25 protein-coding genes are annotated in these 25,043 nt (G+C 62.4%); 10 read left to right on the top strand and 15 right to left on the bottom strand.

Translation table 11 applies throughout. The features are described from left to right. The coding region (locus CWO89_RS46990) for a hypothetical protein (RefSeq protein WP_207234512.1) at positions 1 to 185 on the bottom strand (185 nt) is incomplete at its 3' end. Here CWO89_RS46990 and CWO89_RS18480 point away from each other — a divergent pair. Further along, the gene (locus CWO89_RS18480; RefSeq protein ID WP_207234513.1) at positions 163 to 1,083 is read left to right on the top strand and encodes an Rv1681 family radical SAM protein; all 921 of its coding nucleotides are present in this window, start codon (positions 163 to 165) and stop codon (positions 1,081 to 1,083) included. The two genes, CWO89_RS46990 and CWO89_RS18480, sit on opposite strands and share 23 nt — an antisense overlap. 45 nt (positions 1,084 to 1,128) lie before the next feature. On the opposite strand, the gene CWO89_RS18485 is transcribed toward CWO89_RS18480, so the two are convergent. Both CWO89_RS18485 and CWO89_RS18490 read right to left on the bottom strand, forming a co-directional pair. Next, positions 1,129 to 1,974, bottom strand: coding sequence for a phosphate/phosphite/phosphonate ABC transporter substrate-binding protein (locus tag CWO89_RS18485; protein ID WP_130580189.1), 846 nt, complete (start codon positions 1,972 to 1,974; stop codon positions 1,129 to 1,131). A gap of 84 nt (positions 1,975 to 2,058) precedes the next feature. Then, positions 2,059 to 3,204 (bottom strand): acyl-CoA dehydrogenase family protein, encoded by a 1,146-nt coding sequence (locus CWO89_RS18490; protein WP_130580190.1) that lies wholly within the window; start codon positions 3,202 to 3,204, stop codon positions 2,059 to 2,061. Positions 3,205 to 3,226: 22 nt separating this feature from the next. Here CWO89_RS18490 and CWO89_RS18495 point away from each other — a divergent pair, with 22 nt between their 5' ends. The 5 genes from CWO89_RS18495 to CWO89_RS18515 are packed head-to-tail and all read left to right on the top strand — an operon-like array spanning position 3,227 to position 8,199. Continuing rightward, positions 3,227 to 4,306, top strand: a complete 1,080-nt coding sequence (locus tag CWO89_RS18495; protein WP_349644889.1) for a nucleoside phosphorylase — start codon at positions 3,227 to 3,229, stop codon at positions 4,304 to 4,306. Next, positions 4,303 to 5,007, top strand: coding sequence for a TIGR04282 family arsenosugar biosynthesis glycosyltransferase (locus CWO89_RS18500; protein WP_207234514.1), 705 nt, complete (start codon positions 4,303 to 4,305; stop codon positions 5,005 to 5,007). Before CWO89_RS18495 ends, CWO89_RS18500 begins: the two co-directional genes overlap by 4 nt. 41 nt (positions 5,008 to 5,048) lie before the next feature. Further along, complete coding sequence (locus CWO89_RS18505; protein ID WP_165421230.1) at positions 5,049 to 6,377, top strand: MptA/MptB family glycosyltransferase; 1,329 nt, start codon at positions 5,049 to 5,051, stop codon at positions 6,375 to 6,377. Then, positions 6,374 to 7,459 carry a radical SAM/SPASM domain-containing protein gene (locus CWO89_RS18510; protein WP_130580193.1) on the top strand — a complete coding sequence of 362 codons (1,086 nt, stop codon included), beginning with the start codon at positions 6,374 to 6,376 and terminating at the stop codon, positions 7,457 to 7,459. Before CWO89_RS18505 ends, CWO89_RS18510 begins: the two co-directional genes overlap by 4 nt. A gap of 5 nt (positions 7,460 to 7,464) precedes the next feature. Continuing rightward, a complete protein-coding gene (locus CWO89_RS18515; protein ID WP_207234515.1) occupies positions 7,465 to 8,199 on the top strand; it encodes a glycosyltransferase family 2 protein in 735 nt (244 codons plus the stop codon). A gap of 16 nt (positions 8,200 to 8,215) precedes the next feature. Here CWO89_RS18515 and CWO89_RS18520 read toward each other — a convergent pair whose 3' ends face one another. From CWO89_RS18520 to CWO89_RS18565, 10 genes are all read right to left on the bottom strand, one after another. Beyond that, positions 8,216 to 8,950, bottom strand: coding sequence for a class I SAM-dependent methyltransferase (locus CWO89_RS18520; protein WP_130580194.1), 735 nt, complete (start codon positions 8,948 to 8,950; stop codon positions 8,216 to 8,218). Between the two features lie 30 nt (positions 8,951 to 8,980). Further along, positions 8,981 to 9,637, bottom strand: coding sequence for a DoxX family protein (locus CWO89_RS18525; RefSeq protein WP_130580195.1), 657 nt, complete (start codon positions 9,635 to 9,637; stop codon positions 8,981 to 8,983). Between the two features lie 230 nt (positions 9,638 to 9,867). Further along, the gene (locus tag CWO89_RS18530) at positions 9,868 to 10,617 is read right to left on the bottom strand and encodes a hypothetical protein (protein ID WP_207234516.1); all 750 of its coding nucleotides are present in this window, start codon (positions 10,615 to 10,617) and stop codon (positions 9,868 to 9,870) included. A gap of 218 nt (positions 10,618 to 10,835) precedes the next feature. Beyond that, positions 10,836 to 11,870, bottom strand: a complete 1,035-nt coding sequence (locus CWO89_RS18535) for an ABC transporter ATP-binding protein (protein ID WP_130580196.1) — start codon at positions 11,868 to 11,870, stop codon at positions 10,836 to 10,838. Next, the gene (locus CWO89_RS18540; protein WP_130580197.1) at positions 11,867 to 12,865 is read right to left on the bottom strand and encodes an ABC transporter ATP-binding protein; all 999 of its coding nucleotides are present in this window, start codon (positions 12,863 to 12,865) and stop codon (positions 11,867 to 11,869) included. Before CWO89_RS18540 ends, CWO89_RS18535 begins: the two co-directional genes overlap by 4 nt. Next, the gene (locus CWO89_RS18545) at positions 12,865 to 13,770 is read right to left on the bottom strand and encodes an ABC transporter permease (RefSeq protein WP_130580198.1); all 906 of its coding nucleotides are present in this window, start codon (positions 13,768 to 13,770) and stop codon (positions 12,865 to 12,867) included. The genes CWO89_RS18540 and CWO89_RS18545 overlap by 1 nt, the downstream gene beginning before the upstream one ends. After that, entirely contained in the window at positions 13,767 to 14,747 is a 981-nt protein-coding gene (locus tag CWO89_RS18550; protein WP_130580199.1) for an ABC transporter permease, read from the bottom strand. The genes CWO89_RS18545 and CWO89_RS18550 overlap by 4 nt, the downstream gene beginning before the upstream one ends. 38 nt (positions 14,748 to 14,785) lie before the next feature. Continuing rightward, positions 14,786 to 16,381 (bottom strand): ABC transporter substrate-binding protein, encoded by a 1,596-nt coding sequence (locus CWO89_RS18555; RefSeq protein WP_130580200.1) that lies wholly within the window; start codon positions 16,379 to 16,381, stop codon positions 14,786 to 14,788. 79 nt (positions 16,382 to 16,460) lie between these two features. Beyond that, a complete protein-coding gene (locus CWO89_RS18560) occupies positions 16,461 to 17,411 on the bottom strand; it encodes a CobW family GTP-binding protein (RefSeq protein WP_130580201.1) in 951 nt (316 codons plus the stop codon). Further along, positions 17,408 to 19,057, bottom strand: coding sequence for an amidohydrolase (locus CWO89_RS18565; RefSeq protein ID WP_130580202.1), 1,650 nt, complete (start codon positions 19,055 to 19,057; stop codon positions 17,408 to 17,410). The genes CWO89_RS18560 and CWO89_RS18565 overlap by 4 nt, the downstream gene beginning before the upstream one ends. Positions 19,058 to 19,244: 187 nt before the next feature. Between CWO89_RS18565 and pdxR the strand changes: the two genes are divergently transcribed. After that, the gene (pdxR, locus tag CWO89_RS18570; protein WP_130580203.1) at positions 19,245 to 20,783 is read left to right on the top strand and encodes a MocR-like pyridoxine biosynthesis transcription factor PdxR; all 1,539 of its coding nucleotides are present in this window, start codon (positions 19,245 to 19,247) and stop codon (positions 20,781 to 20,783) included. A 6-nt stretch (positions 20,784 to 20,789) separates the two neighbouring features. On the opposite strand, the gene CWO89_RS18575 is transcribed toward pdxR, so the two are convergent. Beyond that, complete coding sequence (locus CWO89_RS18575) at positions 20,790 to 21,578, bottom strand: sulfite exporter TauE/SafE family protein (RefSeq protein ID WP_130580204.1); 789 nt, start codon at positions 21,576 to 21,578, stop codon at positions 20,790 to 20,792. Positions 21,579 to 21,830: 252 nt separating this feature from the next. Between CWO89_RS18575 and CWO89_RS18580 the strand changes: the two genes are divergently transcribed. Together CWO89_RS18580 and CWO89_RS18585 are read left to right on the top strand one after the other, a co-directional pair. Beyond that, complete coding sequence (locus tag CWO89_RS18580; RefSeq protein WP_130580205.1) at positions 21,831 to 22,250, top strand: nuclear transport factor 2 family protein; 420 nt, start codon at positions 21,831 to 21,833, stop codon at positions 22,248 to 22,250. Beyond that, positions 22,247 to 23,638 carry an NAD(P)/FAD-dependent oxidoreductase gene (locus tag CWO89_RS18585; protein ID WP_130580206.1) on the top strand — a complete coding sequence of 464 codons (1,392 nt, stop codon included), beginning with the start codon at positions 22,247 to 22,249 and terminating at the stop codon, positions 23,636 to 23,638. The genes CWO89_RS18580 and CWO89_RS18585 overlap by 4 nt, the downstream gene beginning before the upstream one ends. A gap of 35 nt (positions 23,639 to 23,673) precedes the next feature. Here CWO89_RS18585 and CWO89_RS18590 read toward each other — a convergent pair whose 3' ends face one another. Then, positions 23,674 to 24,708 (bottom strand): LysR substrate-binding domain-containing protein, encoded by a 1,035-nt coding sequence (locus CWO89_RS18590; protein ID WP_165421231.1) that lies wholly within the window; start codon positions 24,706 to 24,708, stop codon positions 23,674 to 23,676. Positions 24,709 to 24,799: 91 nt separating this feature from the next. Between CWO89_RS18590 and CWO89_RS18595 the strand changes: the two genes are divergently transcribed. After that, positions 24,800 to 25,043, top strand: a 244-nt coding sequence (locus CWO89_RS18595; RefSeq protein WP_130580208.1) for an ATP-binding cassette domain-containing protein, incomplete at its 3' end; no start/stop codon positions are given.

Genomic DNA, 25,043 nt, shown 5'->3' on the forward strand with positions numbered 1-25,043 from the left:
AAACTGGTGCGGTAGACGTTGAACGTCTGGAGGACCATGGATTTACGCATGAAGACGAATGCGAACGTCGAGCTCGACGCCGGCAGTAAGACATTTGCCTCGGGCCTCCTGCCGGATTTGATCGCTGCGCTACGCCGCAGCCGTAAGGGCGATCTCGTCGCCGTGATCAGCAGCGATCCGAACATCGGCTCCGATCTCGAGGCATGGTGTCGCTTCACCCGCAACAGTTTGGTCGACACTGCGGTCGAAGACGGTCGCACGCGATGGGTGCTTCGGTACGGAGAGGCCCCCGAGAATGTAGGAGAAGATCGGCCTGTCGGCTCTCGACTATGGCTTTACACCAACTTCGATTGCAACCTCAGCTGCGACTATTGCTGCGTGCGCTCGTCACCCAAGGCTCCGCGGCGCGCGCTAGGCGTCCAGCGGGTGCGCAGGATCGCGATCGAGGCCAGGGAACTCGGCGTGAGCGAGATTTTTGTCACCGGCGGTGAGCCGTTCATGCTGCCGGATATTGGCGAGATCCTCACCGCATGTGCTGCGGCGGCGCCTACTACGGTCCTCACCAACGGCATGCTGTTTGCCGGAAGTCGGCTCGAAACGCTGCGTGCGTTGCCGCGCGAGCGCGTAACCTTGCAGATTAGCCTCGACAGCCCCACGCCGGAGCGCCACGAGAGCCATCGTGGAAATGGGACATGGGCGCGCGCGTGGCAGGGAATCGAGCGCGCCCGGGCTGAAGGATTCCGCGTGCGATTGGCGGCGACGCTGTCGACGGATGCGGAGGCCGAGGAGTTCCGCAGCTTCCTTGACGCCCATCACGTTAGCGAGGAGAACCGGGTGATCAGGCGGATTGCCCTGCGAGGTTCCGCCACGCAGGGCATCGCCTTGGCAAGGGCAGACTTGGTTCCCGAGGTGACGATTACGGCGGAAGGCGTCTTTTGGCATCCGGTCGGAGCCGAGGACAACGATCTGCTGGTCAGCCGCGAAATCTTTCCACTCGCTGAATCGTTCGCGGCTGTACGCCGTGCCTTCGATCTCGAATCTGAGCATCAGCGCCGGTTGGCAACGATCTTCAATTGCGCCTGAAGGCGCAGACTGCGCTTAGAGCTGTATCGGGTTTTGGGTCGGCCGCTAGGTCAAAGGCCGCGTTAAGAAGCCTTGTTGCGCGGAGGCTTCCCGCAACTCACCGTATGCTTCAAGCTGCGGCGCTATCCATTCGCGCAACCCTTCCGCTTCGAGCACAGGACGATGGGCCGGGTTGTCGAAGTTCATCCCGAACAGAGCTTTGGCAAACTGCTGCTCCAAGGCGGGGTCCAGATCCGACCGCGCCGTGAACATGCAGTGATTGTAGGGTGGCGAGGTCCAGATCTCGGTCAGCGCGCCTTCCGGTACGAGACGCTCGTTGCGCACAGCGTTCCAGAATGGGCTGCCAATTGCGCCGGCATCGGCGCGGCCGTCGAGGACCGCACGAACGACCTCGGACTCGCTCGTACCCGTGTCTCCGTGTTTCCCGACGTCGCTATTGAAGCGCAGGGTTCGGTAGTCTTTCACCTCAACCAGTCCCTCGCGCTGCAGAAAGTAAACCGGGAGGATTGCCGCGTGACCGCTGTCGCGGCTACCGAGCGCCAGGGTGCGGCTCTTGAGATCAGCGAGGGTAGCGACGGCCCCACCGGTGACCGCGACAATCTTGGTCATCCAGCCCACATCCGTATCGCGCATCGCGATCGGTCGGCAACGATGCTCGCTCCAGGCGTCGGCCTGGATATAGGCGAGGTTCGTATTCCATCCGATGTCGATGCGCGGCAGCCGATCGCCGGGCGAGGCCAGGAGGGCAGCGACCTGCGCCTCGTAGCTCTGAAACAGCACCACCTCGACGGGGAGACCCGCTTCCTCCAGAAAGTAGCGCCGCATGCCCTCCCAGATACCAACCACCTTTGGATCATAAGCGACGGCGCCTACCCAGATCGTCTGGTTCATGATTGCATCTCGCTTCTCGGGCTCAATATTCAAATGCGATCGATCGCGATGCGAGCGCTGCCTCGCGGCGCAACGCTCTCCCGCTCAGAACAGCGGTATTCCCAATACGGCTTTGCCGATGAACTCGCGCAGAACATCGCCTGTTGGCGCCATGACAGCGCCCGCATGGGCGTCGCGGAACAATCGCTCGATGGCCAGATGCTTGGAAAACGCGGCGCCTCCGCACACCCGCATCGCTGCCGAGGTAACGGCGATGGCAACATCACCTGCCGCCGCCTTGCTCTCGAGCACGCGCAGCATGGTGGTGTCTCGGGGGCGCTCAAGATGATCGACGAGATCGTCGACGCGCGCCGCAAGCCCATCGGTGTCAATCTGCATTGTCGCAAGCTGTGCGCGAAGGGTCGGCAGGCTTTCGCCGAGGGTCTGGCCCAAATGCTCGAAGCGAGCGCCATTGAGATGCGCCGCGGTCCCCGCCAGCGCGGCCCGGCAAAGACCAAGCGCGACCGCCGACGCTCCGAGGTTGAATAGCGGAAGCACGACCTCCAGCATTGCCTTGAACCCTGCGCCATCGTCGGTCAGCTGGAAACCAGCTGCGACCTCGCAATCATCAAGGGTCATCGGCGCGGAAGCGTTGGCGCGCAACCCAAGACCATCCCACGGGCCGGCGACCGACAGTCCGGGTGTGCTACTGGCGACAAGATAAAGGGTTGAATCCGTTGGACTCATGCCTTCAGGGGCGAGCGCCGAAACAACGTAGCTTTGCGCATGGCCGGCGCTGGTCACCCATGATTTCTTGGCCGTGAGGCGCGCGTTGTCAGCGTTTCGCTTCGCTCGCGAGACGGGTGCCCAGAAGTGGCTGCGTGATCCAGCTTCGCTGAATGCCAGGGTGGTCAGGTGTTTTCCGGCCGAAATGTCTTTGAGCGTCTGAGCGACCGTGGCACCCGGACGGGCCGCCGCAATCATTGCGGTAGCACTCATGTGCATCAAGTAAACCATCGCGACGGACGCGTCCGCCTCTGCAAGCGTCGCGATGACGGCAGCCAGGGTCCGGGGTCCCAGGGCCGAGCCGCCTATCTCAGTTGGCAGCATGACTCCCAGCAATCCGGCCGGACCAAGCGCCGCGATTGCCTCGGACGAAAATCGAGCTTCCTTGTCGTTTTGCCTGGCTGCCGGTGCGAGAATGCGATCGGCGATTTCTTTGGCATTCGAAACTGCGGTCTCGTGATTCATGACGATCCTCGACAGCTAGTGATTGGCTACCAAGTTCGAAAATATCGATCCGCTACCTTTGCGACCGATGCTACGCGACCCGCGCCATCGGATCAACATAGCTTCGGGTTCGGCAGGCCGTTGCCTACCAACAGCCAGTACAGAGCGTCGTCATTACGTTCTTCAAAGCCGTCTTGTTACATCACCTGAAATCTATTTTTTTGTGACGTCGGCGAGACCTTGGCGGCGCTTGCCCGCTGCCGGGGAGAACGCTACCAATAACCGGCAACAGCGTGACAAGGTTTGTCTGGTGATGGCGATCAATGATGGCGGGGTTCCGCCCATCCTCGCGCAAAAACACTACGCGCAGCCGTCCGCATTCACGCCGGAAAATCTGCTGCGCGAAGCGCGCAGGCAAAAGCGGATTACGGACTCCTGCATTCCCGACGTCTGCGTGCTCGATCCTGATGGCGACATCGTGCGTAGCCTGCTCGCTCGTGGCGAAGCCCGGCTCGAACCGGCATGGGCCTGCTACCACACCCAGCTCTACACTTTTAGCCGCGGCGGGATTTGTTTTGGGATTGTCGGCTGCGCCGTCGGCGCCTCGTTCGCGGTGCTGATTGCGGAGGAAATGTTCGCATCGGGCTGCAAACTCCTGATCAGCGTCACCTCCTCTGGACAGATCGTGCCGGTACGCCCGCCGCCTTATTTCATCACCATCGAACGCGCGCTGCGCGACGAAGGTACCAGCTATCACTACATGGCGGCGTCCGACTATTCGCATGCTGATGCCGGATTGATCTCGGCGCTCAATGGCGCCTTCGACGAATTTTCCGTGCCGGTGCTCACCGGGGCGACCTGGACGACTGACGCACCGTTCCGGGAAACCCAGCCGGCGATCGACGGAATGCGCGAACGGAACCTGATGGCAGTCGAAATGGAAGCCGCTGCGCTTTACGCGTTCGCGCAAGTCCGACAAAGATCCGTCGTCTGTTTTGCCCATGTGACAAATCAAATGGGACGTGTCGACGGCGATTTTGAAAAGGGCGAAGCGGACGGCAGCCATGACGCGCTTCAATTGATCGCGATCGCCGCCGCTCGCCTGCAGTCATGGCTGCGATGAGCATCGCGGCGCTCGGGATCATTTGCAAGGCGCCGCAGCCTGGCCGCTCAAAGACGCGGCTTGCGACGGCCATTGGCGAGGTTGCAGCGTCAGAGTTATCCGCCTGCTTCGTACGCGATGTCGCGGCAGCAATCGAGGCGGTACCCGAGGTGCTCGGCAGGCGCGGCTACGGCGTCTATGCCCCAGCGGGCGCCGAAGACATCATGCAGCAGCTGCTTCCGGCAGGGTTCGGACTGTTGCTGCAGGCTGGCGACGATCTAGGGCACGTATTGCTTGGCGCTACGCGCGCGCTCCTGCTTGCCGGACATGACTGCGTCGTGCTCGTCAATGGTGATAGCCCGACCCTGCCGCCGCGTTTGCTGACTCAGGCTGTTGAAACGCTGCGCCAACCCGGAGACCGGGTGGTGCTTGGGCCAGCAAGCGACGGTGGCTACTATCTCATCGGCTTGAAGCATCCGCACAAGCACTTGTTTACGCAGATCGCATGGGGAACAGAGACGGTCGCTCGCAGTACATGCGAGCGCGCTGCCGAAATCGGGCTTGCCACGACGTTGCTTCCGGAATGGTACGACGTCGACGATATTGAAACGTTGCGTTGGCTACAGGACGAACTGGCCGGCCATTCGAGCCGGTTTCGTGGTGGCGGCTTTGCCGCGGCGAGCCGGGCCTTTATGAAGGCGGCGCCGCAGATAAGCCCGTGACGGCAATGCCAGGAGCTATCGCGGTCCAACTCGGTCGGCTGATGCGCTCCGCCAACAACTTGCCGCCGCTTCACCTGTTGGCCGGGATCGGCACCCTCCTGGGCGTTTTGACCCTGGTGACGCCCTTTGCCTTCCAGAGCTACGGCGACAATGCCTTCATCGCTCTCACCATCGCCGCAGGTCTGCTGACGATCGTAGCGACACGCCTGGTCGAGCGCGCGCCACATGATCGAGCGCTATGGCTTATCTTTGGGCTTGGGATTGCGCTGAGAGTCTATGCGCTGCTGTTCGATCCGCTTCTGTCCAGTGACATTTATCGCTATGTCTGGGATGGCAAGGTGCAGGCTGCGGGCATCAATCCCTATCGCTATATGCCAGCCGATGAAGCGCTGGCGTTTCTGCGCGACGGGATGATCTTTCCTCACATCAACCGGGCTGATACGGCCGTAACCATCTATCCGCCCGTCGCGCAGTTCTTCTTCCTCATTGTTACCCGGTTCGGTGAAAGCGTGACTGTGATGCGCCTCGCGCTGCTGGGGTGCGAGGCAATCACCGTCACAATGATCATGCTCCTGCTGCGGCGTATGAACCGCCCGGTGACGCGCGTGGTCGCCTATCTCTGGCACCCACTTCCCCTGTGGGAGATTGCCAACAGCGGCCATGTCGACGCGCTGATGGTTGCACTCATGCTGCTGGGCCTGTGGATTGCCCTGACTGGTCACGCTCTCCGCGGAGCCGTGTTGATCGCGTTTTCGATGCTGGTGAAACCATATGTCGCGCCCGTGCTGGCCGGGATCTGGCGACCGTGGAATCTTAAAATGCCGCTCGTCGTGATCGCTACCGTCGCGCTTTGTTATCTTCCCTATCTGTCGGTCGGCTGGGGAGTTCTCGGATTCCTGACCAAAGGCTATCTGACGGAAGAGGGCATCAGTGCCGGCAACGATCTCTGGCTGTTGTCGCTTTGGCGCCTGGTGTTTGGTGAGCATCAAGGTGACGTTGTCGCCTACGTCGTCCTGGCCGCGCTGGTCCTGGTGTTCAAGGGGCTCTCCGTGGCCCGCAGCTCTGATCGCACGGTCGCCTCGCGTCTCGCCGACATCAACATGCTGTTACTCATCACCCTCCTGTTGTTGTCGCCTAACTATCCCTGGTATTTTCTCATCGTCGCGCCGTTCGCCGCCCTGTGCGGCTCCGCGCCAACATGGGTCGTGTCGATTGGCGCGCTGTTATTGTCCGAGCAGCTCGACTGGGATTTCTACATTCCAAGAATGGTGACCAAGTCGATTCTGTTCGGAGGTCTCTTGCTGGCTTTGGCTGTTACCGCCTTAAGGACGCGCATGCAGCGGATAGCAGAGGAAGGGGAATCACGATGAGCCTCTCCGGCGAAGGCACGGGGACAGGTACGCGAGCGCCGTTCGACCCGCGCCGCTATCACGAGTCGATCACGGCGGAGCGTACCGATATCGCCCAGCGTCCGCCGGTCTGCCTTTATCTGGAAGTGACCAATCGATGCAATCTGCTGTGCACCACGTGCCCGCGCACCTACGAGGAACTCGAGCCGCCGGCCGACATGAACTGGGATCTGTTCACGTCGATTGTCGATCAGGTACCCACTCTCGCGCGCGCCGTTCTGCACGGCGTCGGCGAGCCGATGCTGGTCCCGAACCTGCCCCGGATGGTCAGATACCTGAAGGACCGCGGCATTTACGTCCTGTTCAACACCAATGGAACGGTCCTCAGTGAGCGCAATGGCCGTGCGCTGATCGACGCCGAGCTTGATGAGCTGCGTGTATCGCTCGACGCGTCAAACCGCGAGAGCTTCAAGGCGATCCGTGGCAGGGATTATTTCGGCCGCATCATCCGCAACGTGCGCGCGTTTCGCGAGCTGCAGGAAAGAGAGGGGCACACCAGACCGCAGGTTTCCCTGTGGCTCACAGGCCTGAAGGAGACTGTTGAGGAACTCCCGGCATTTGTGAAAGTTGCAGCCGGGATCGGTGTCAAGGAAGTCTATCTGCAACGGCTTGTGTTCTTCACGGAAGCGGCCATCGGCAAGGCGCGTCCGGATCAGGCCCTGTTCGAGCGCCTGACCCAGGAGGAAGCAGTCTATCTGAAGCAGGCCGAGGAGCTGGCGCGTTCCCTCGGCATAACCTTCAGTGCATCGGGCGCGGCGAGCGAGCCGGGGCTAAGTTTGAAGGGCAGCGGCAACGGTTCGCCTTGGTCGCCGTGCCGGCGGCCGTGGTCGTTGATGTATTTCACGGCCAACGGCCGGGTCTTGCCCTGCTGCATCGCGCCGTTTTCGCAGCATGGCTACGACAACTATACGCTCGGCCATGCGAGGCAGCAGTCCCTCCGGGAGATCTGGAACGGGCCTGCGTATCGCGACTTTCGTACGGCGCTCCTTTCAGACAAGCCGCCGAAAAGCTGTGCCAATTGCGGCCTGCGCTGGAGCCTGTGAACGAGGTGACCAATGAGATCGGCGCACGGCGTCACCCGGTCGTCTCGGCGGTCATTCCGTGCCTCGACGAGGAAACGGCGATTGGCCAGGTCGTGACCGCGGTGCTGGCGCAGAATGTAAGCGAGGTTGTCGTTGTCGACGGCGGCTCACAGGACCGTACGACTGAACGAGCGGAAGCCGCGGGAGCTCGCGTGATTGTCGAGCCACGGCCCGGCTACGGCCGCGCGATCCAGGCGGGCATCGCCGAAGCGCGCGAAGATGCCGACGTTGTGGTCTTCCTCGATGGCGATGGCAGCGATCCTGCTGAATTCATTCCCGATCTGGTATCGCCGATTGTCGCCGGGCAAGCCGTCTTCGTTCTCGGCTCGCGCGTTCGCGGTTTGCGCGAGCCTGGGAGCCTGGCCCCACAGCAGCTCTTCGCGGGCTACATCGGCAGGATACTCCTGCGCCTCGTCTATGGCGCGAGCTTTACCGACCTGTCGCCATTTCGCGCCATCCGTCGGGACGAACTCATGCATCTCGGCATGAAGGAAAAGACATATGGCTGGAACCTGGAAATGCTGATGCGCGTCGCGGCCGCCCGCCTGCCGGCGCTGGAAATCGCCGTCGGGCAGCGGCGCCGGATCGGCGGCGTATCGAAGGTCTCCGGCAATCTCATCGCCGGCATTAAGGCGGCTTGGTCCATTTCGACGACGTTTGTTCGCCTCGCGCTCGAGCTGCGAACGCCTCGTGAACGATGATTGCTGGGAGCGGTTGTCAGCGCGTGCCAGCGCGATCTTCGCAGGCAATGATATCCCGCGGAGATTTTCGACCCACCGGCTCCGGTGGCGAAAACACTGCCAGGTATCCGCCATCGCCTGCGAGCTGATATCTTGCGATCTCGCGATAGCCGACGGCGGAAAGTTCGCAGCGCAAGAGTTCGATCGGCGTGCCGTGTTCCGATGTCGGAAGCTCGAGGTCGACAATGCCGACCCGAGCACCTGGCTTTAGGGCGGGCGCGAGATTGTAGAGGAAGGCATAGGGCTGGCTTATCTCGTGATACATGTGCACGAGGATGGCGGCATCCAGTGAGGAAGCGGGCAGGCGAGGGTCGTGTGCTTCGCCCAGCGCGAATATGACGTTTGTCAGCTTCAAGCGTTGCGTTCGCTTGGCGAGCGCGATGAGGTAATCCCGCCTCACGTCCTGGGCGATCACCGAGCCGACGCGGCGCGACAGCCGGACCGTGTGGTAGCCGCTGCCTGCACCAATGTCGCCGACGGTCATGCCTGGCTTCAGTTCTAGAAGACGGGCGATCTCGCCGGCCTCATCCCTGGCGTCGCGGCGCTCCTCGGAGGCGCGGCTCGGGCCGACGATCTGCGCAACCGGGCGCCGCGGAGAGGGGAATTCCTTTGCCGGGACTCCTGGCGGCGCCAGATAACTGATGTCAGCAGCATGTGCGCAAGTTGCGCCCAGCGCCACAACTAGCGTCGCTGCGCGGGTCAATGCCATCATCTGCTCGTCTCTCACACAAATCGGTGAAGGCTAGCTCGCGATGTTGAAGAACCAGCCGAGAAGCCCCTTTCCGTCGCGCACGGCGGGCACGTTGCGGCGCAGCCACGCATCGAAGCCGAGACTGCGGCCGGCGCCCTCGAGCACAAACAGGAACATCAGCAAGGCCAGGAACATGTACGTCCACGGCCACTCGGCCGGATTGCCATAGAGACCGAGCCACAGTTGCAGCACATAGGCGATGGCCAGCACGCCAACCAACCGCACGGCAAGGCCAAGCATCATCGATGCGGCGAACACCAGCTCGGCAAGAAAGACAATTGGTCCGAAGATCGTCATGTTGGGCAACACGACATCCTTCATGAACGTGCGGTGAAACTCGAAGGCCGCGTGGGTCGTTTCCTGTTCGGTCCAGTATTGCAGGCCGTCGGACACGGGCAGCGGCAGTTTCCACAACATCCCCTGGAACCACATGCAGCCGATCAGGACTCGGACCAGCCAGATTCCCAAGTATCGGCCGGTGCGTTGCTCCGAATCCTCTCGCCAATTCTGGAAGGCCACTGCAATGCCGGCGAGCAGCAGGACCCAGAACAGCGCCAGGACTAAGTAGCGCCAGTTTCCCAGACGGAGATAATCACCCGTATTCGCGGTCAGGAATTGCCACGCATTGGTGAAGGGATTGTTGGACATAAGCGGGTGCTCCAGAGATTTGGATAGCTACTCTGCGTAAGGCGCACCACCGCGCGAACGATCGAGAGGTGCGCCTACCTGGGCTACTACGCAGCAGAACATGCAATCATTACGCTGCATTGAACGCTTCGACAGCGCGCCAACCCGCTGTTGCGAACGACCGGATCGAGAACCGGGACGACTGATCTGTGAAACACACAATCAGTGGCTCGAACGAACCTCTCCGATGTTCATTGCGCGCTGATCCAGTTTTCTGATCCCGTCAGCTTAACCGACACATCCGAAAACGAAAGCTGCAATGGCTTTCCGTCGGACGTCCCGCGGTGATCTGTTGAGATCAGGAGTGGGCCAGCCTTCTTGTAGCCCGCCCACGTCGCGATCACCAGTTTGGGCGGCTTGTTTCCGCCGCGGTGGTAGGCGATCTCCTTTATCTGCTTGTCCGGGCCAACGTACAGATCCCAGGTGTCGCCGCGGTCGTAGCCACCCTCCGAAGGATATTTCACCACGAGCCGTTCAGCGGAAGCGTCACCCAGCGGCAGTTTCTGCGTGCCCTCATCGGTCACGGTGGGGCCGTCCCACACGACGTGGAAAGGGAGGATCAACCAATATTGATCATTCATGAATGCCGGATCGATTTCGTTCTTTACGGCGTCGCTTTGGCCGCTGAGTTGCGAGCGCTGATAGGTAACCTTGACCGGGTTGCCTTCCTTGTCTTTCCCCTCGTAGGAGACCGTGTCGGTCTTCGGGCTCCACTCCCATCTGCGAGTCAGTTTGACACCGGGCAATTCGGCGTTCCAAGTGTAGCGGATTGCCTCGATTTGCCCAAACGAATCAACGCCGTAGGTCTTTGCCATTTGTTCGGCAATCGGTGGGAGCTGTTGCGCCCGGGAAGTCGCAGGGAGGATCAACAGCATGCTGAAGGCAAAAAGGCGGATCACATCGAGTCGGCTCATTTCTCTGCGGGCCTGAGTACTGCTCATGTTGAGCTCCTTAGGTTTGGGTGCAGTCGCGTTGAACGAGCTGAGGCCGCCCAGAATACCGGAAATTGTGGGTTATGTACTGTTAGATGTCGTAGCTCTGCCAGCGGCGGCCGCAATTGCAGCCTTTCGATTCTCGCACGACTTCGAGCACTGCATGGCGAGGCTGCCAAGGCCTTCCTTAATGGCGGCTCGAAGCCGGGAAGGTGACGCCTGCGAGGTTAATCCTCAAAACTCGGTGGCACGAGCTCTGCCGCGCGATGACAGGCGATGTAGTGATTTGTTCCGATTGATTCAGGCAGCGGCAAGCTCTTGCGGCATTGGTCGATGGCCGATGGACAGCGCTGCGCAAACCGGCAGCCTGGCGGCGGGTCGACCGGGCTCGGCGGATCTCCCTTGACCAGGTAGTGCTGCTTCAGCGTGTCCCGGGTCGGGCCGGGCGGGGCGGCGGCGGCAATGAGCGACCATGTGTAGGGGTGACGCGGCTCGGCAAAGATGGTTGCGGCAGGCGCTTGTTCGACGATCTTGCCGAGATACATCACCGCGATCTCATCGCAGAATTGCTGGATCACGCCGAGATCGTGCGAAATGAAGATATAGGTCAGCTGTCGCTCGCGCTGCAGTCGCTTCAGCAAGTTTAGAATCTGGGCCTGGATGGCGACGTCGAGGGCGGAGACGGCTTCATCGCAGACGATCAGGTCGGGTTCTGGTGCCAGCGCCCGGGCAATGCAAAGCCGCTGGCGCTGGCCGCCGGAGAATTGGTGAGGAAAGAGATTGGCCGCGTCCGACGGAAGTCCGACCTCGCCAAGCAGCCGGCGCACCCGGTCGTCGCGTTCGCCGGCGGCGCCGATGCCCAACAGATCGAGCGGCTCGCGGATTTGATCGCCGGCGCGTCGTCTCGGATTGAGCGCGGAGAACGGATCCTGGAACACGATCTGCAAATGCTTGCGCACCTTGCGCAGGCCGTTGCCCGTCAAGTCCAGGATATTTCGGTCACCGAATACGATCTGGCCGGAGGTCGCGGGAACGAGCCTCATGATCGCTTGCGCCGTCGTGGACTTTCCGGAGCCGCTCTCGCCGACAATGCCGAAGCTGGTGCCGCGCCTGACGCGGAAGCTGACGCCGTCGACGGCATGCACGAAGGAGGGGGCTTGCAGGGGCCGCTTCCTGCCAGCCTCGAAGTGAACGACGAGATCGTTCACATTGAGGACAAACTCCGACGAAGCGGGTGGCGCGGCAGCCTGGAGCGCAGTCATGCGGCCAGCTCCGATTTTCGCCAGCAGGACACCGCATGGTCGTCTGCGATCGGCTCCAGTGCGGGCTGGAGACGCGACCTGCAAAGCTCGCTCGCGTCCCGGCATCTTGCCAAGAAGGCGCAGTCCGGCCCGCGCGCGCCCAGCGGCGGCACCATCCCTGGAATTTCGGCGAGGTCCGACCATGCCTGCGGCGATCGCCATCCCAGTTTGAGGTGCGGCACGCAGCCTAATAGACCCCTGGTGTAGGGATGGCATGGATGGCGTACCACACTGTCGGCGTCGCCGGATTCGATGCAGCGCCCCGCATAGAGCACCGAGACCTTGTCGGCGAGTTCTGCAACCGCACCGAGATCGTGGGTGATGAGGACAATCGCCGTCTTGGTTTCCTGCTGCAGATCGGCGAGCAAGTTGAAGATTTGCGCCTGCACCGTCACGTCCAGGGCCGTGGTGGGCTCATCGGCGATCAGCAGCTTCGGCCGGCCGGCGAGCGCCATCGCGATCATCACGCGCTGGCGCATGCCGCCTGAGAGCTGGTGCGGGTAGGCCTTCACCCGCTGCTCGGGAGCAGGAATCTGCACGGCGCGGAGCAGGGCGATTACCTGTTCTTCGGCTTCGGCCGAGCCTGCTCGGCAGTGCCAGCGCAATACTTCGGCGATCTGATCGCCGACCGTGAACAGCGGATTGAGCGCGGTCATCGGCTCCTGGAAAATCATCGAGATGCCGTTGCCGCGCAGGCTGCGCATCCGCTTGGGCGATGCCGACAGGATGTCCTCGTCCTCCAGCAAAATCCGGCCGCCGGTGACAACGAAATCCTCCGGCAGCAGCCGCATGATGGCCAGTGCGGTCATGCTCTTGCCGCAGCCGGATTCGCCAACGAGCGCCATTGTCCGCCCGGCCTCGACCGAGAACGAGAGGTTTTCGAGCACCGGCACCACTTCACCCGTGCTGCCGCGCATGCCGACGCTGAGATTTTCCACCTTCAGCAGCGCGCTCATCACATCCTCCGGCGCAGGCGTGGGTTGATGGCGTCGTTCACGCCGTCGCCGACCAGGCTGATCGACAGCACCGCTAGGAAAATCGCGGTGCCGGGAAAGATCACCGCCCACCAGGCGTCGAGCACATAGTTGCGGTTCTGGCCGAGCATCAACCCCCAGCTCATGGTGTTGGGATCGCCAAGGCCCAGAAAGCTCAGGCCTCCCTCGAACAGGATGGCGACGCCGATGGCGAGGGTCGCCGAGACGATGACGGGTGGCAGGGCATTCGGCAGCAGCACACGCAGCATCAGATATGCATCGCCCGCGCCGGCCGCGCGCGAGGCCTTGACGAAATCCAGGTTGCGCAACCGCATAAACTCGGCGCGGGTGAGGCGAGCCGCCGAGGTCCAACTGACCGCGCCGATGGCGAGCGTAATGGTCGTGAGCTTCTGGCCGAACAGAGTGACGAGCACCATCGCAAACAAGAGTGGCGGCAGGATCTGGAAGAACTCGGTGATCTTCACCAGCGCGGCATCGATCGCGCCGCCGAAAAAGCCTGCCAATGCGCCCACCGTCAGACCAATTGCGATCGTGATCAACGCGGCCACCGCGCCGACGGCAAGGCTTGCGCGTCCGCCGTAGATTAAGCCGGCCAGCACGTCCCGACCGAGATAGTCGGTGCCGAGCCATGCGTCGGCGGACGGCGGCGTGAAAGGACCGCCGACGAGATCGAGCGGGTCAACCGGATAGACCACCGGGCCGATCGCGGTCCCCAGAATGATCACGATGAGCAGGCACGCGCCGCACACGCCCGAGGGGCTGCGCAGGAACTGCCGGAACGCCACGCGTCCGGGCGATGCCGCGCGTCGTGCCGGCTGGCCGGAGGATTCGACAGTGAGAGGCGTCGACGTCTCAAGCGTCGTCATGATTGTCCCGTTCGAATGCGCGGATCGATGAGGCGGTAGACGAGGTCGGTGATAATGTTGGCGACCATTACCATCACCGCCGAGAAGAAAAGCACCGCCATCAGTGTTGGATAGTCGCGCCGCAGGATGGAATCGAACACCAGGCGCCCCATGCCCGGCCAGCTGAACACGGTCTCCACCAGGACTGCGCCCGCGAATAGATTGCCGAACTGGTGTCCGACGACGGTCACGATTGGAATGAGCGTGTTCCGCAACGCATGCTTTCCGACCACAATCCATTCGGGCAGGCCCTTGGCGCGTGCGGTGCGGACATAGTCCGCGGACAGAGCGTCGATCATGTTGACCCGCGCGAGCCGGCTGTACTGCGCAATGAACACCAGCGCAAGCGTCAGCGACGGCAATACCAGATGGCGCATGACGTCGATGGCATGAGCAAGTCCCTGCCGGGGATGCACGACGTCGTTCATGCCCGCGACGGGAAGCACCGGCCAGATCGATCCGAACAGCAGTAGCAGCATCAAGCCGGTCCAGAAGATCGGCGCGGCATAGCCGGCTAGCGAGAACAGCGTGACGGCATGACTGACGATGCCGTTCGGGCGGCGAGCGCTGATCACGCCGAGCAGGGTGCCGATGAGGACCGCCAGAACCAGCGCGCAGAGCGCGAGATAGAGCGTCGCCGGCAGCCGTTGCGCGATCAGCTCCAGCACCGGCTGGTTGAAGTAGTAGGAGTAGCCGAAATCGCCGGTCGCCACCTTGCCGAGATAGGTGGCGAGCTGCTCCGGCAGGCTATGGTCGAGGCCGTATTTGGCGCGCAGCGCGGCCACGACTTCGGCCGATGCGCCACCCATCTCTCCCGCGATGACCTGCACCGGGTCACCCGGGGCCAGATGGATCAGGCAGAAGTTGAGCACCAGCACCGCAAGCAGCAGCGCCAGGGCGTTCACGATCTGCCGGAGGAAATGGGTGACGAAGGCCATGAGCTCGGTCTTATCGCAAGGATCTTAGGTCACAGGTTTCAGGTCTTCGGCGGCGTTTCCCAATGCACCTCGTCCAGCGGAGACATCATCCCCCAGATCGAGGTCGGCAGCCCGCCCAGGCCCTTGCTGAACGCATTGTAATAGGGCGTGGCGTTGATGAAGTAGATCGGTACGTCCTTCACCACGATCTTCTGGAATTCCGAGTAGAGCGCTTTCCGCTTTTCCGGAGAGGTTTCCACGGCGGCCGCCTGCAGCAATTCATCGACCTTCGGGTTGCTGTATTGCTGCGTGTTGGACCAGATGATGCCCTTGCGGATGTTCGAGCTCAGATAGGTCCTGTTGACGCCGATCACGGGGTCGCCCCAGTTGAACACGGTGTCCCTGGTCAGGTCGAAGTCGTAGTTCGACACGCGCTGGGCCCAGGTCGGGAAATCCGGCGCCGCCCTGACCTCCAGGTTGATGCCGACACGCTTCAGCTGCGAACGAAGATATTCGGCGACATTGCGCTGCTGCTCGTCCGCGCCCGGAATATAGTCGATCGTGAGCCCGAAGCGCGAGCCATCGGCGCCCTTCGGATATCCGGCCGCGTCGAGCAGCTCGGCGGCCTTGGCGTAATCGACCTTGTAGCTGTCGACGGCCTTCTCTTCGAGCGGAGATCCCGGTGCGATCGGTCCGGTTGCGGGGGCGGCTTTGCCGCTCATCAGCTTGCCGACGATGAAATCGCGGTTTGCCGCATAGGCGATCGCTTGGCGGACGCGCACGTCGTCGAGCGGCTTCTTCTTGGTGTTGAAGGCCAGCCAGTTGAGCGGTCCGACTCCGGCAAAGCCCTTGTCGGTCACGACGATGTTTGAGGCTTTTTGCAGACGGTCGATGTCGCGGACGCCGGCGACGAATGGCAGAATGTTGACGTCGCCCCGTTCCATCGACACCAGTGCGGCGTTGGGGTCAGAGACAATGCGGACCACGATCTTGTCCAGCTTGGGCCGACCCGGCATGAAGAACTTGTCGAACTTCTCCAGCGTGTAGTACTCGCCCTGCTTGTATTCCGTCAGCTTGAACGGTCCGGAGCCGATCGGCTTGAGGTTGGCGGGGTGGGCCTTCAAGTCCTGACCGTCGCCATAGACGTGCTTCGGAAGGATCGGCATCAAGGCCGGCGACATCGCGAGCAGCAGCGACGGACTTGGGTGCGACAAACGGATCACCGCCGTGGATGGATCCGGCGTATCGACCTTTTCAACCGCCGCCAGCATCGTCTGGAACGGGTGGTTGGCCTTGATCGCCATGATCGAGAATGCGACGTCCTCGGACGTCACCGGCTGACCGTCATGGAACACCGCGTTCTTGACCAGGTGCAGCGTCACCGACAGGCCGTCCGGCGCGACGTCCCAGGATTGGGCGAGATAAGGCTGCGGATTCCAGTTGTCGTCGTAACGCAACGGGCTAGCGAAGATCTGCGAGCTCGGCATGGCCGTGGCGAGGCCGGATTGCACCGCGCCGTTGAAGTGCCGGGGAACTTGCGTGGTCGCGATCACCGCCGCGTTGCTGCTGGCCGTCTGCGCGATCGAGCGGTGAGAGGTGGTGCAGATCGCAAATAGTCCTATCGCTCCAAGCAAAAGATATCTTCTGATCGACATGGCTAAATCCGCTTTCATGGTTGACTATTCGAGAGCTGGCACCTCTGCGGTGCCATGAGAAACATGCTTGCCTCGCTGCTCATGAGACGAACGAGCGCGCGAGCGCACCATCGAGAATGGCCTCGAGATCGGCGTCGGAGGGCAGGTCGGACGTTCCTATTCCGACAAGCGCGATCGGTGCCGGGTCGAGATCTTCGCTGGTTGCGGGTAACAATGACCAGTCGCTCGAGACCATCTGAAATACCAGCGACGCGACCTCGCCCGAGACGCGGCACGCGCCTTTGAGGCGCAATAGCTGCGGCGGCAGCGCTTCAATTGCTCTTGCCAGCCGGCTCCGGTCGAACGCGCCGTCCCGCCGGTAGGTCCAGCGCTTGAAGTTCTTTTCGTGATCGAGCGAGTCTTCCTCCACGCCCTCGGCGCGGAAACGCGATCTTCGGCTTCTGGCGATCAGCAACAGGTCAGGCCTTGTGTCGCGCGAGAGGACGTCGATGGGCACATCCGGCCGGACGGTCTGGATTGCGCTTCGGGCCGCCTGCAGCGCAGCTTCGTCTGCGAGGTCACTCTTGCTGAGCAAAACCACATCGCACTTGGCGAATTGACCGCGGACCGTGTCTCCGACGCGTCGATCATGGATCAGCTCCGTGATCCGCGTCGCGTCGGCGAGAACGATGACGCCGTCGAGCCGCAAGTCGGGCTCGACCAATGCGATTTCTGCAATCCGCCAGGGATCGCCGACGCCGCTCGCCTCGATGATGATGCGCTCGAACCGCTCGCCGCCATCCAGAAGCCGTCCGAGCGTTTCAAGGAATCCTGAGCCGATGCTGCAGCAGACGCAGCCATTGGACAGCGACAAGGTAGTGCCGTCATGCCGTTCGATCAGCGCGGCGTCCACATTGATCTCGCCGAAGTCGTTGACCAGCACGGCATAGCGTGCGGTTGCGGTCGCGAGCAGCCGATTGAGGAAGGTGGTCTTGCCGGCGCCGAGGAATCCGCCGATCACGGTGACAGGAATGGGCGCCGCTCGCCTCATGCGCGCGGGGCCTTTCTCACCTTGCCGCCCACGACCGTTCCCCAGACCGCGACGTCCTTCAGCTTGTCCGGCGCGACCGCAAGCGGGTCGTCTTCCAGCACGGCGAAGTCAGCATATTTGCCGCACTCGATGCTGCCGATCATGCCGTCGAGCTTCAGCGTGTGGGCCGGCCCGATCGTGACCGCCGCAAGCGCCTGCTCGATGGTAAGTGCCTCGATCTCGGAGCCAAGCTTGCGCCCCGAGGACGACACGCGGTTGACGGCGCACCAGGCCGTGAACAACGGCGCGAGCGGCGTCACCGGGGCGTCGGAATGGATCGCGAAGGGCACGCCGATCCGTTGCGCCGTTCCCGTCGCGTCCAGCCGCGCGGCGCGCTCGGGCCCCATCGTCAACTCGTAGTGTGAATCGCCCCAGTAATAGATGTGGTTGGCGAACAGGTTGGCGCAGACGCCGAGCGCCTTCATGCGGCGGAACTGCGCAGCGTCCGCCATCTGGCAATGCTGCAGAGTGTGGCGGTGATCGGGGCGCGGCATCGCGGTCTGGGCGGCCTCGATCGCGTCCAGCGCCAGCTCGGTCGCTTCATCGCCATTGGTGTGGATGTGAAGCTGAATGCCCGCCTTGTGATAGGTCTCGACGAGCTGCGGCAGTTGCTCCGGTGCGATGTACCAAAGCCCGTTCGGCGCGCCGTTGTGATAGCCCGGCCAGCGCAATCGCGCAGTGAAGCCCTGGATCGAGCCGTCGACCACGAGCTTGACGATGCCATAGTGGAGCTTGTCATTGTTGCTTTCGCGCAAGGCCGCGATCTTGGCGATGGCCTGTTCGGGCGAATGTGAGACCGAGGCAAGCGCCGGCACCAGCCTGACGCCGAAATCGGGTTGTGTCGTCGCGGTCCGATAGAGATCGACGGTCTGGTCGACCAGGTCGTTATGCAAGTCGGTGATCGTGGTCACGCCCTGCACACAGGCCGAATTGGCATAGCGCATGACGTCGGCAAGCGTCAGATTTCCGGACAACGGATTGCCGCCCAATGCGCGGAACACGCGAAAACGCGCGGCAATGCCCTGCAGTTCGCCGCTCGCCAGGCCATCGGCGCCGGCAACGACGCCGGAAATGTCGGTCGCGCGGAGCAGTTCGGTCTGCTCCAGAATGATGGTGTTGACATTGCTGATGTGGAAGCTGGCATGGATCACCATGACGGGCCGGGTCGTCGAGATGCGGTCAAGATCCTGCCGCGTCAGCATGCGGCCGCCGATATGCAGGGGATCAAACCCCCAGGCGAACAGCGGCGTGGTGGCGTCCCCGATGGCGGCTTCCGCCTCCTTCAGCCGTGCGACAATGGCATCGATCGAGCCGACGCCCGCAACCAGTTTCCCTTCTGGCGAGCGGCGATCGCCGGCGCCGACATAGGGCAGCGACCACATCATCCCTTCCATGATGTGGCTATGGCCTTCCACGAAGCCGGGAAGCAGGACCTTGTCCGCAAAGCGGTCGTCGAACGCTCCGCCTTTGGCAAACTGCGCGATCTCGACCTCATCGCCGACCGCCACGATGCGCCCATCGCGCACTGCGACATGGGTCGCGAACGGCCGTGATGGATTCATGGTCACGATCTTGCGCGCCGCGAAGACGACGGTGTCCTGGCTCACTCTTGCACTCCCAAGTCGATGCTGCGAGCCTGATGCGCGGGGCGGGTTCAGATAAGCGCCAGATGCCATGCACAAATGGGGCCAGGGGCATGCAGCCGCCCCGTCACGTCCCGCGATGGCGCGGATTTTGCTTCCTTTTTGTTGCAACTGCGGGTCAACTGCGGAGGTTTTTCCGCACGGGATTTCAATGGGTAAATTGGTGCCATTGCGTCGGCGTGAGTCGACTGGACAGGTAAGCGTCCTTCCGCCTAGCGATGTTCTGTTCTGGAATTCGCTGTTTCAGGGCCTGGATCGGTCCGGCGCGTTCCTGCAGCTCCAGATACGGCGAATGATCGTGACGGCGATCGAGGACGGTCGCCTGCCGCTTGGGGTTCGCATGCCATCGAGCCGTGATCTTGCCGCGCTGCTCAAGGTATCGCGGAACACGATCGTCATCGCCTATGAGCAGCTCGTGGACCAGAACTTCCTGGTGTCGCGGGAACGCAGCGGCTATTTCGTCGCCGGCCTGCCGAAGCAGATTGGGCCTGTGCCAAGCAATGGGCTCGCCGCGGCGGGCAGCGATGAGAGCCGCTGGACCGAGCGCTTTGCGCTGCGTCCCTCGCAGTTTCGGAACATCGTCAAGCCGCTTGACTGGCAGAGTTATCCCTATCCCTTCATCTTCGGCCAGTTCGATCCGAGCTTGTTTCCGACCAACGACTGGCGTGAAAGCGCGCGGGCTGCCTTGAGCGTTCCCGAAATCAACAACTGGGCAAGGGACATGATCGATGGCGATGATCCTGCCCTGATCGAGCAGTTGCAACGCCAGGTGCTTCCGCGCCGGGGCATCCGTGCCCGTTCCGACGAGATCATGATGACGATCGGAGCCCAGCACGCGCTCTATCTCATCGCGAAGCTGTTCGTGGCCGCCGATACGCCTGTCGGGATGGAGGATCCCGGCTATCCGGACGCCCGCAATATTTTCGGCATGCTCACGTCAAATGTGGTGCCGCTGCGCACTGACGAGCAGGGACTGGTTCCCGACGAGGCATTCGAGCAGTGCAGGCTCGCCTATGTCACCGCCAGCCATCAATGTCCGACCGCCGTTTCCATGTCGCTCGAGCGGCGCCGCGAACTGCTCAGGATCGCTAAGGCGCGGGACATCCTGCTGATCGAGGACGATTACGAGAGTGAATTGATCCCCGAGGGCAGCAGCCTGCCGCCGCTGATGAGTCTCGACGTCGACCAGAGGGTGCTCTATGTCGGCAGCCTGTCGAAAGCCCTGGCGCCCGGCCTGCGGCTCGGCTACGTCGTGGCGCCCGCGCCCGTCATTCGTGAGCTGCGGGCGCTGCGGCGTCTCATGCTTCGCCATCCGCCTCTGAACAACCAGCGCGTCGCGGCGCTGTTCATCGGTCTTGGCCATTACCGTTCACACCTGCAACAGGTCGCCCGCGTGCTGCTGGAGCGTGCGAAACTGCTCGACCGGCTGCTGCCGCAGTTCCTCCCGAATTGCAGTTGGACCCGTGCCGCCGGCAGCACGAACTATTGGGTTTCCTGTCCGGAAGGCACCGACACCACGCAGCTTGCCGAAGCAGCCCGCGCCAGGGGAGTCGTGATCGAGCCGGGCGATGTCTTTTCGATGCACGAAGCCGCAACCCTCCATTGTTTCCGGCTCGGTTTCTCATCGATCCGCACCGACCGGATCGAGCCCGGCATGGAGCGCCTCGGATCGGTGGTTGCGGGCCGCTGAACCTCGTCACATCAATTCGCTGACGCCCTTGATCGCGCTGCCGATGGCGATAAGCCCGAGGCTTGCGATTGAGACCTGGCGGTGCAGCGCATCGCCGCCGCGGCGGAACGCCTGCTCGCCGATCCAGGTGCCCGCAAGCATGATCGGCAGCGCCAACAGTGAAAGAAACAGGGCTCGCTGGTCGAGCAAGCCGACCAGGGTGGTGCTGATCAGCGCAGCGATCGAGGTGGCCAGGAAAAACACCATGAGCGAGGCCCGCGCTGCCACGCGGCCGAACGGCCCCGACATATAGTACATGACGACAGGCGGGCCTGGCATCGCCGCCAGTCCATTGAAAAGCCCGCAGATCAGGCCGACCAGCATCGTCATCGCCTTTGACGGCGTCTGTGCTACGCGGGCGCCGCCGTTGAGCGCGATCACAGCCGCAATGGTGATGGCGGCAATAAGGATGCGCGCCACCGATGCAGGCACGATGCTCAGCGCCAACGCGCCCACAGGCGATCCGGCAGCGGCTCCGACGATCAGCCAGCGCAGCGACGGCCAATGGCCATCCTGACGGGCGCGCGGAAAGTCCAGCGTACTGCCCATGAATTGCAGGCAGATCGCGATCGGAACGGACTGCGATGGCGGCATGAACATGCCGAGCAGGGGGACCGCAGCCAATGCGAAACCGAAGCCGGTAAATCCGCGCAACAACGCCGCAGCCAGGACGGAAAACGCGGTTGCCATGAGGACAGCCGGCGTCAGCGAAGCCGACGCGGCCAGCTCGCTCAGGCGCGCAGTGAGATCAAACATGCCCATCCATCACCGCGCACCGGCGGCGAGCACTCTTCAATTGGAGCGTTCCGGCATCGAGACGCTCGTCGGTCACATTGCTTGAATGCGGCGCCGGTCGAAGGAGCCAGCCGAGGCCGTACCATCGGGCCAGTTCTGGTCACAGAGGATCGGCCGATCTGGTTCTAAGGGGGGCGTCGGCCTTGTGGCAGCTTGCGACCGAGCCGCCTGACACCAAAGCCTTGGCGCCTGCCGGCCCCTCAGGAAAACCACATGTCGACGCTCGAAGCTCTCAGGCGAAATCTTCTTGAAGAATTGTTCGCGGCCTTCAACCGCCACGATGGTGTCGCCGTTATGGCCTGCATGACGGACGACATCGTATTTGATGCCGCCGCTGGTCCCGATATCTGCGGTCGCCGTCTGACTGGGACCAAGGAGGTCCGCGCCGCGTTTGAAAATACGTGGACCGGCATGCCCGATGTGAGCTGGCAGTGCACCCGCCACGCCGTGTTCGGCGATCGTGGAATTTCCGAATGGATTTTTCGCGCCACCACAAGGGATGGCCAACGCATCGAGGCGGAAGGGTGCGACCTGTTCACCTTCCGCGGTGACAAGATTTGCGCCAAGAGCGCGTTCCGGAAGGATCGTCCGCTGCTACCCGCGCTTGCAACGGAGGAGACTGTGCTGCGATGAACGTGCAGGTGACCGCGCCGGCCGTGGCCTACGACCCTCATTATGATCCTTTGGTCTCCGAGGGTCCGGGGCACAACCGCGATTATGCGCCGACCTACTGGATCGCGACCGCAGGAGAGCCGCCTGAAACCGACGGGCCGATCGTCGGCGATACCGATGCGGACGTCGCGATCATCGGATCGGGCTACACCGGCCTTGCCTGCGCGATCTTTCTCGCCCGCGAGTACGGCATCAAGGCCACCATACTGGAGGCCAATCGCGTCGCCTGGGGATGCAGCACGCGCAATGGAGGCCAGGCACAGAATGCCGCCGGCCGGCTGACGCACTCGCAGTGGATCGCCCGCTGGGGTGTGGATGTCGCCCGCCGCATGCATGCGGAAATTGAAGACGGGTTTGCAACGTTCGAGGAACTGGTTCGCCAGAGCCCCATCGATTGCAAGCCGCAGTCGGGTGGGCACCTCTATATCGCGCATCGCCAGCGTCGCCTGGAAAAGATTGCCGCTGAATCGAAAGTTCTGAACGACGTTTTCGGCACCACGACGCGCGTCCTGTCACGTGAGGAGGTGCGACGCGATTTCGTCGCCGACGCCGAAGCGGTTGGCGCGATTCACGAACCGCTCGGCATCGGCGTCCATCCGGCGAAACTTGCGTTCGGCTATCTCAAGATGGCCCGCGATCTCGGAGCGCGCGTGCATCCGGCAAGCCCCGTTCTCCACATCGAGCCGCGCGGTGGAGCATTTCTCCTGAAGACGCCGGGCGGCACGGTCAAGGCGCGCGCGGTGGCGATTGCGACCGGCGCCTACACCTCGCTCGGATTGACGCCGGCGCTGCATGGCCGATGCATGCCGATCCTCTCCAATTCGATCGTTACCCGGCCGCTGACCGCTGCAGAGCTGGAAGCCACCGGCTTTCGCACCAAGCAGGTCATCACCGACACCAGAACGCTTCGTTTCTACTATCGCCTGCTGCCGGACAATCGCGTTCAGATCGGCAGCCGCAGCGCCATCACCGGCGCGGACGCGACTCATCCAAAGCACCTTCAGCTCCTTATCGAGGGACTCAATCGGAAATTTCCAACGCTTCGCGGCATCGAAATCGATTACTCCTGGTGGGGCTGGGTCGATGTTAGCCACGACATGATGCCGCGCATTTTCCGCCCCGACCCGAAGCAGGCGCTCGTCTATGCGCTCGGCTATGGCGGGAACGGCGTTTCCTATTCGGCGCAGGCCGGCCGGCGCATGGCGCAGATGATCGCGGGGAAAACATTCAGCGGCTACGACCTGCCTATCTTCACCTCGCCACTGCCTGGGCATCCATTCGCGCCGTTTCGTCGCCTCGGACAGCGGATGCTTTATGGCTGGTATCACCTGCGAGACGAGGCCGCCTGACGCAGGACGCCATGCGCCAGGGCTGATGTTTCCGCTCAGAGCGCCTCGGCAAGTTTGGCTTGACGTCGACGCGCCGGATTTGTTCCAACATCGCGCTCGATATGAGCGGCCAGATGATCTGCGGCCGGAAACGCTCCGGTCTTGCGCCTCCAAAGCACGAGTTCGACAGGCGGCAGCGGCGGCATCCCGTCCTGTTCGGTCAGGCGACGCAATCCTGCAACCTTGACCGACTCTGCGAGCACAATGACGGCCGCATCTGCGAGCGCCATCGCCTCCATCCCGGCGATGCTTTCCGAAACGCAGGCAATGCGCCATGCCCGACTCGCATTGTTGAGCGCTTGCAAGGCGTAGTCCCGGTAGAGATTGCCCTCGGGAAGCAGAGCGAGCGGCAACGGCTTTTCCTGAAACGCCCGTCCCGATTTCGCGCCAAGCCAGACCAGCGGCTCATGACGCAGAAGTGTGATGCTTGAGACATTGGGATGAACGGTAGGCATCCGCGTTGCAAGGGCAACGTCGAGTCGCCCGGCCGAAATTTCCTCGGAGAGTTGTGCGCTGAGTGCGCAGCGGACCGTGACCTCGATCCCGGGATACGCGGCCCTGAAGCTTGCAAGCGTCTCGGGCAAAAGGAATGCGGCATAGAGATCTGGACAGCCGAGCGTCACGCGGCCGGCGATCTCTTCACTCGAAAGACGCGAATATGCATCATCGTGCATCTTCAGCATCTGGCGCGCGTAGGGCAACAGCATCTCTCCATGCCGCGTGAGACGCGGGTGGCGAAGGTCTCGTTCGAACAGCGGACGTCCGACTGCGTCGTTCAAGCGGCCAAGCTGAAGACTGATTGCGGGCTGAGTTCGATTGAGCCGTCGCGCGACGCGAGTCACGCTCTGTTCCTCCACGAGCATGACGAACGTGCGAAGGAGGTTGATCTCGAGCGGGCGACCCATGGCTAGATCATAAATAGAACTTTGCTTTTCGCGAAGCACAATAAATTTGCTTGCAGGAAGGGCGCAATCTAACGTTCGCAAAGGATCAAATTTGTGCGTGCACACTATAAAAGCGGATGTGTTCAAGTTTTAATCAGGGGGCGGTGGGGTGGTGTTTGGGCTGTCATGACCCGCGCGAGCGAGGCGTGATGTCGGATGTTCCGGGGAGTCGTGGCTGGTGAGCGCCTTCCTGAGAGTTGAGCATCTCAGCAAGCACTTCGGCGGTGTCGCGGCTTTGCACGATTGCTCGCTTTCGTTTGCGAAGGGGCGTGTCACTGGCCTCATTGGTCCCAATGGAGCGGGCAAGACCACCCTGCTGAACACGATCACTGGCCTGGTGAATCCGGATCGGGGTTCGGTCGCGTTCAATGGCCATGACGTGACCGGCTTGCCGATGCATCGGATCGCTTCGCTGGGTCTAG

It is taken from the genome of Bradyrhizobium sp. Leo170 (genome assembly GCF_004296405.1).
Taxonomy (GTDB): domain Bacteria; phylum Pseudomonadota; class Alphaproteobacteria; order Rhizobiales; family Xanthobacteraceae; genus Bradyrhizobium.

Coding starts and splice junctions, on each gene's coding strand:
- CWO89_RS18485 (WP_130580189.1), bottom strand. CDS start 1,974: ATGAACCAGACGATCTGGGTAGGCGCCGTCGCTTATGATCCAAAGGTG.
- CWO89_RS18490 (WP_130580190.1), bottom strand. CDS start 3,204: ATGAATCACGAGACCGCAGTTTCGAATGCCAAAGAAATCGCCGATCGC.
- CWO89_RS18500 (WP_207234514.1), top strand. CDS start 4,303: ATGAGCATCGCGGCGCTCGGGATCATTTGCAAGGCGCCGCAGCCTGGC.
- CWO89_RS18505 (WP_165421230.1), top strand. CDS start 5,049: ATGCGCTCCGCCAACAACTTGCCGCCGCTTCACCTGTTGGCCGGGATC.
- CWO89_RS18510 (WP_130580193.1), top strand. CDS start 6,374: ATGAGCCTCTCCGGCGAAGGCACGGGGACAGGTACGCGAGCGCCGTTC.
- CWO89_RS18520 (WP_130580194.1), bottom strand. CDS start 8,950: ATGATGGCATTGACCCGCGCAGCGACGCTAGTTGTGGCGCTGGGCGCA.
- CWO89_RS18525 (WP_130580195.1), bottom strand. CDS start 9,637: ATGTCCAACAATCCCTTCACCAATGCGTGGCAATTCCTGACCGCGAAT.
- CWO89_RS18530 (WP_207234516.1), bottom strand. CDS start 10,617: ATGAGCAGTACTCAGGCCCGCAGAGAAATGAGCCGACTCGATGTGATC.
- CWO89_RS18535 (WP_130580196.1), bottom strand. CDS start 11,870: ATGACTGCGCTCCAGGCTGCCGCGCCACCCGCTTCGTCGGAGTTTGTC.
- CWO89_RS18540 (WP_130580197.1), bottom strand. CDS start 12,865: ATGAGCGCGCTGCTGAAGGTGGAAAATCTCAGCGTCGGCATGCGCGGC.
- CWO89_RS18545 (WP_130580198.1), bottom strand. CDS start 13,770: ATGACGACGCTTGAGACGTCGACGCCTCTCACTGTCGAATCCTCCGGC.
- CWO89_RS18550 (WP_130580199.1), bottom strand. CDS start 14,747: ATGGCCTTCGTCACCCATTTCCTCCGGCAGATCGTGAACGCCCTGGCG.
- CWO89_RS18555 (WP_130580200.1), bottom strand. CDS start 16,381: ATGTCGATCAGAAGATATCTTTTGCTTGGAGCGATAGGACTATTTGCG.
- CWO89_RS18560 (WP_130580201.1), bottom strand. CDS start 17,411: ATGAGGCGAGCGGCGCCCATTCCTGTCACCGTGATCGGCGGATTCCTC.
- pdxR (WP_130580203.1), top strand. CDS start 19,245: ATGGGTAAATTGGTGCCATTGCGTCGGCGTGAGTCGACTGGACAGGTA.
- CWO89_RS18575 (WP_130580204.1), bottom strand. CDS start 21,578: ATGTTTGATCTCACTGCGCGCCTGAGCGAGCTGGCCGCGTCGGCTTCG.
- CWO89_RS18580 (WP_130580205.1), top strand. CDS start 21,831: ATGTCGACGCTCGAAGCTCTCAGGCGAAATCTTCTTGAAGAATTGTTC.
- CWO89_RS18585 (WP_130580206.1), top strand. CDS start 22,247: ATGAACGTGCAGGTGACCGCGCCGGCCGTGGCCTACGACCCTCATTAT.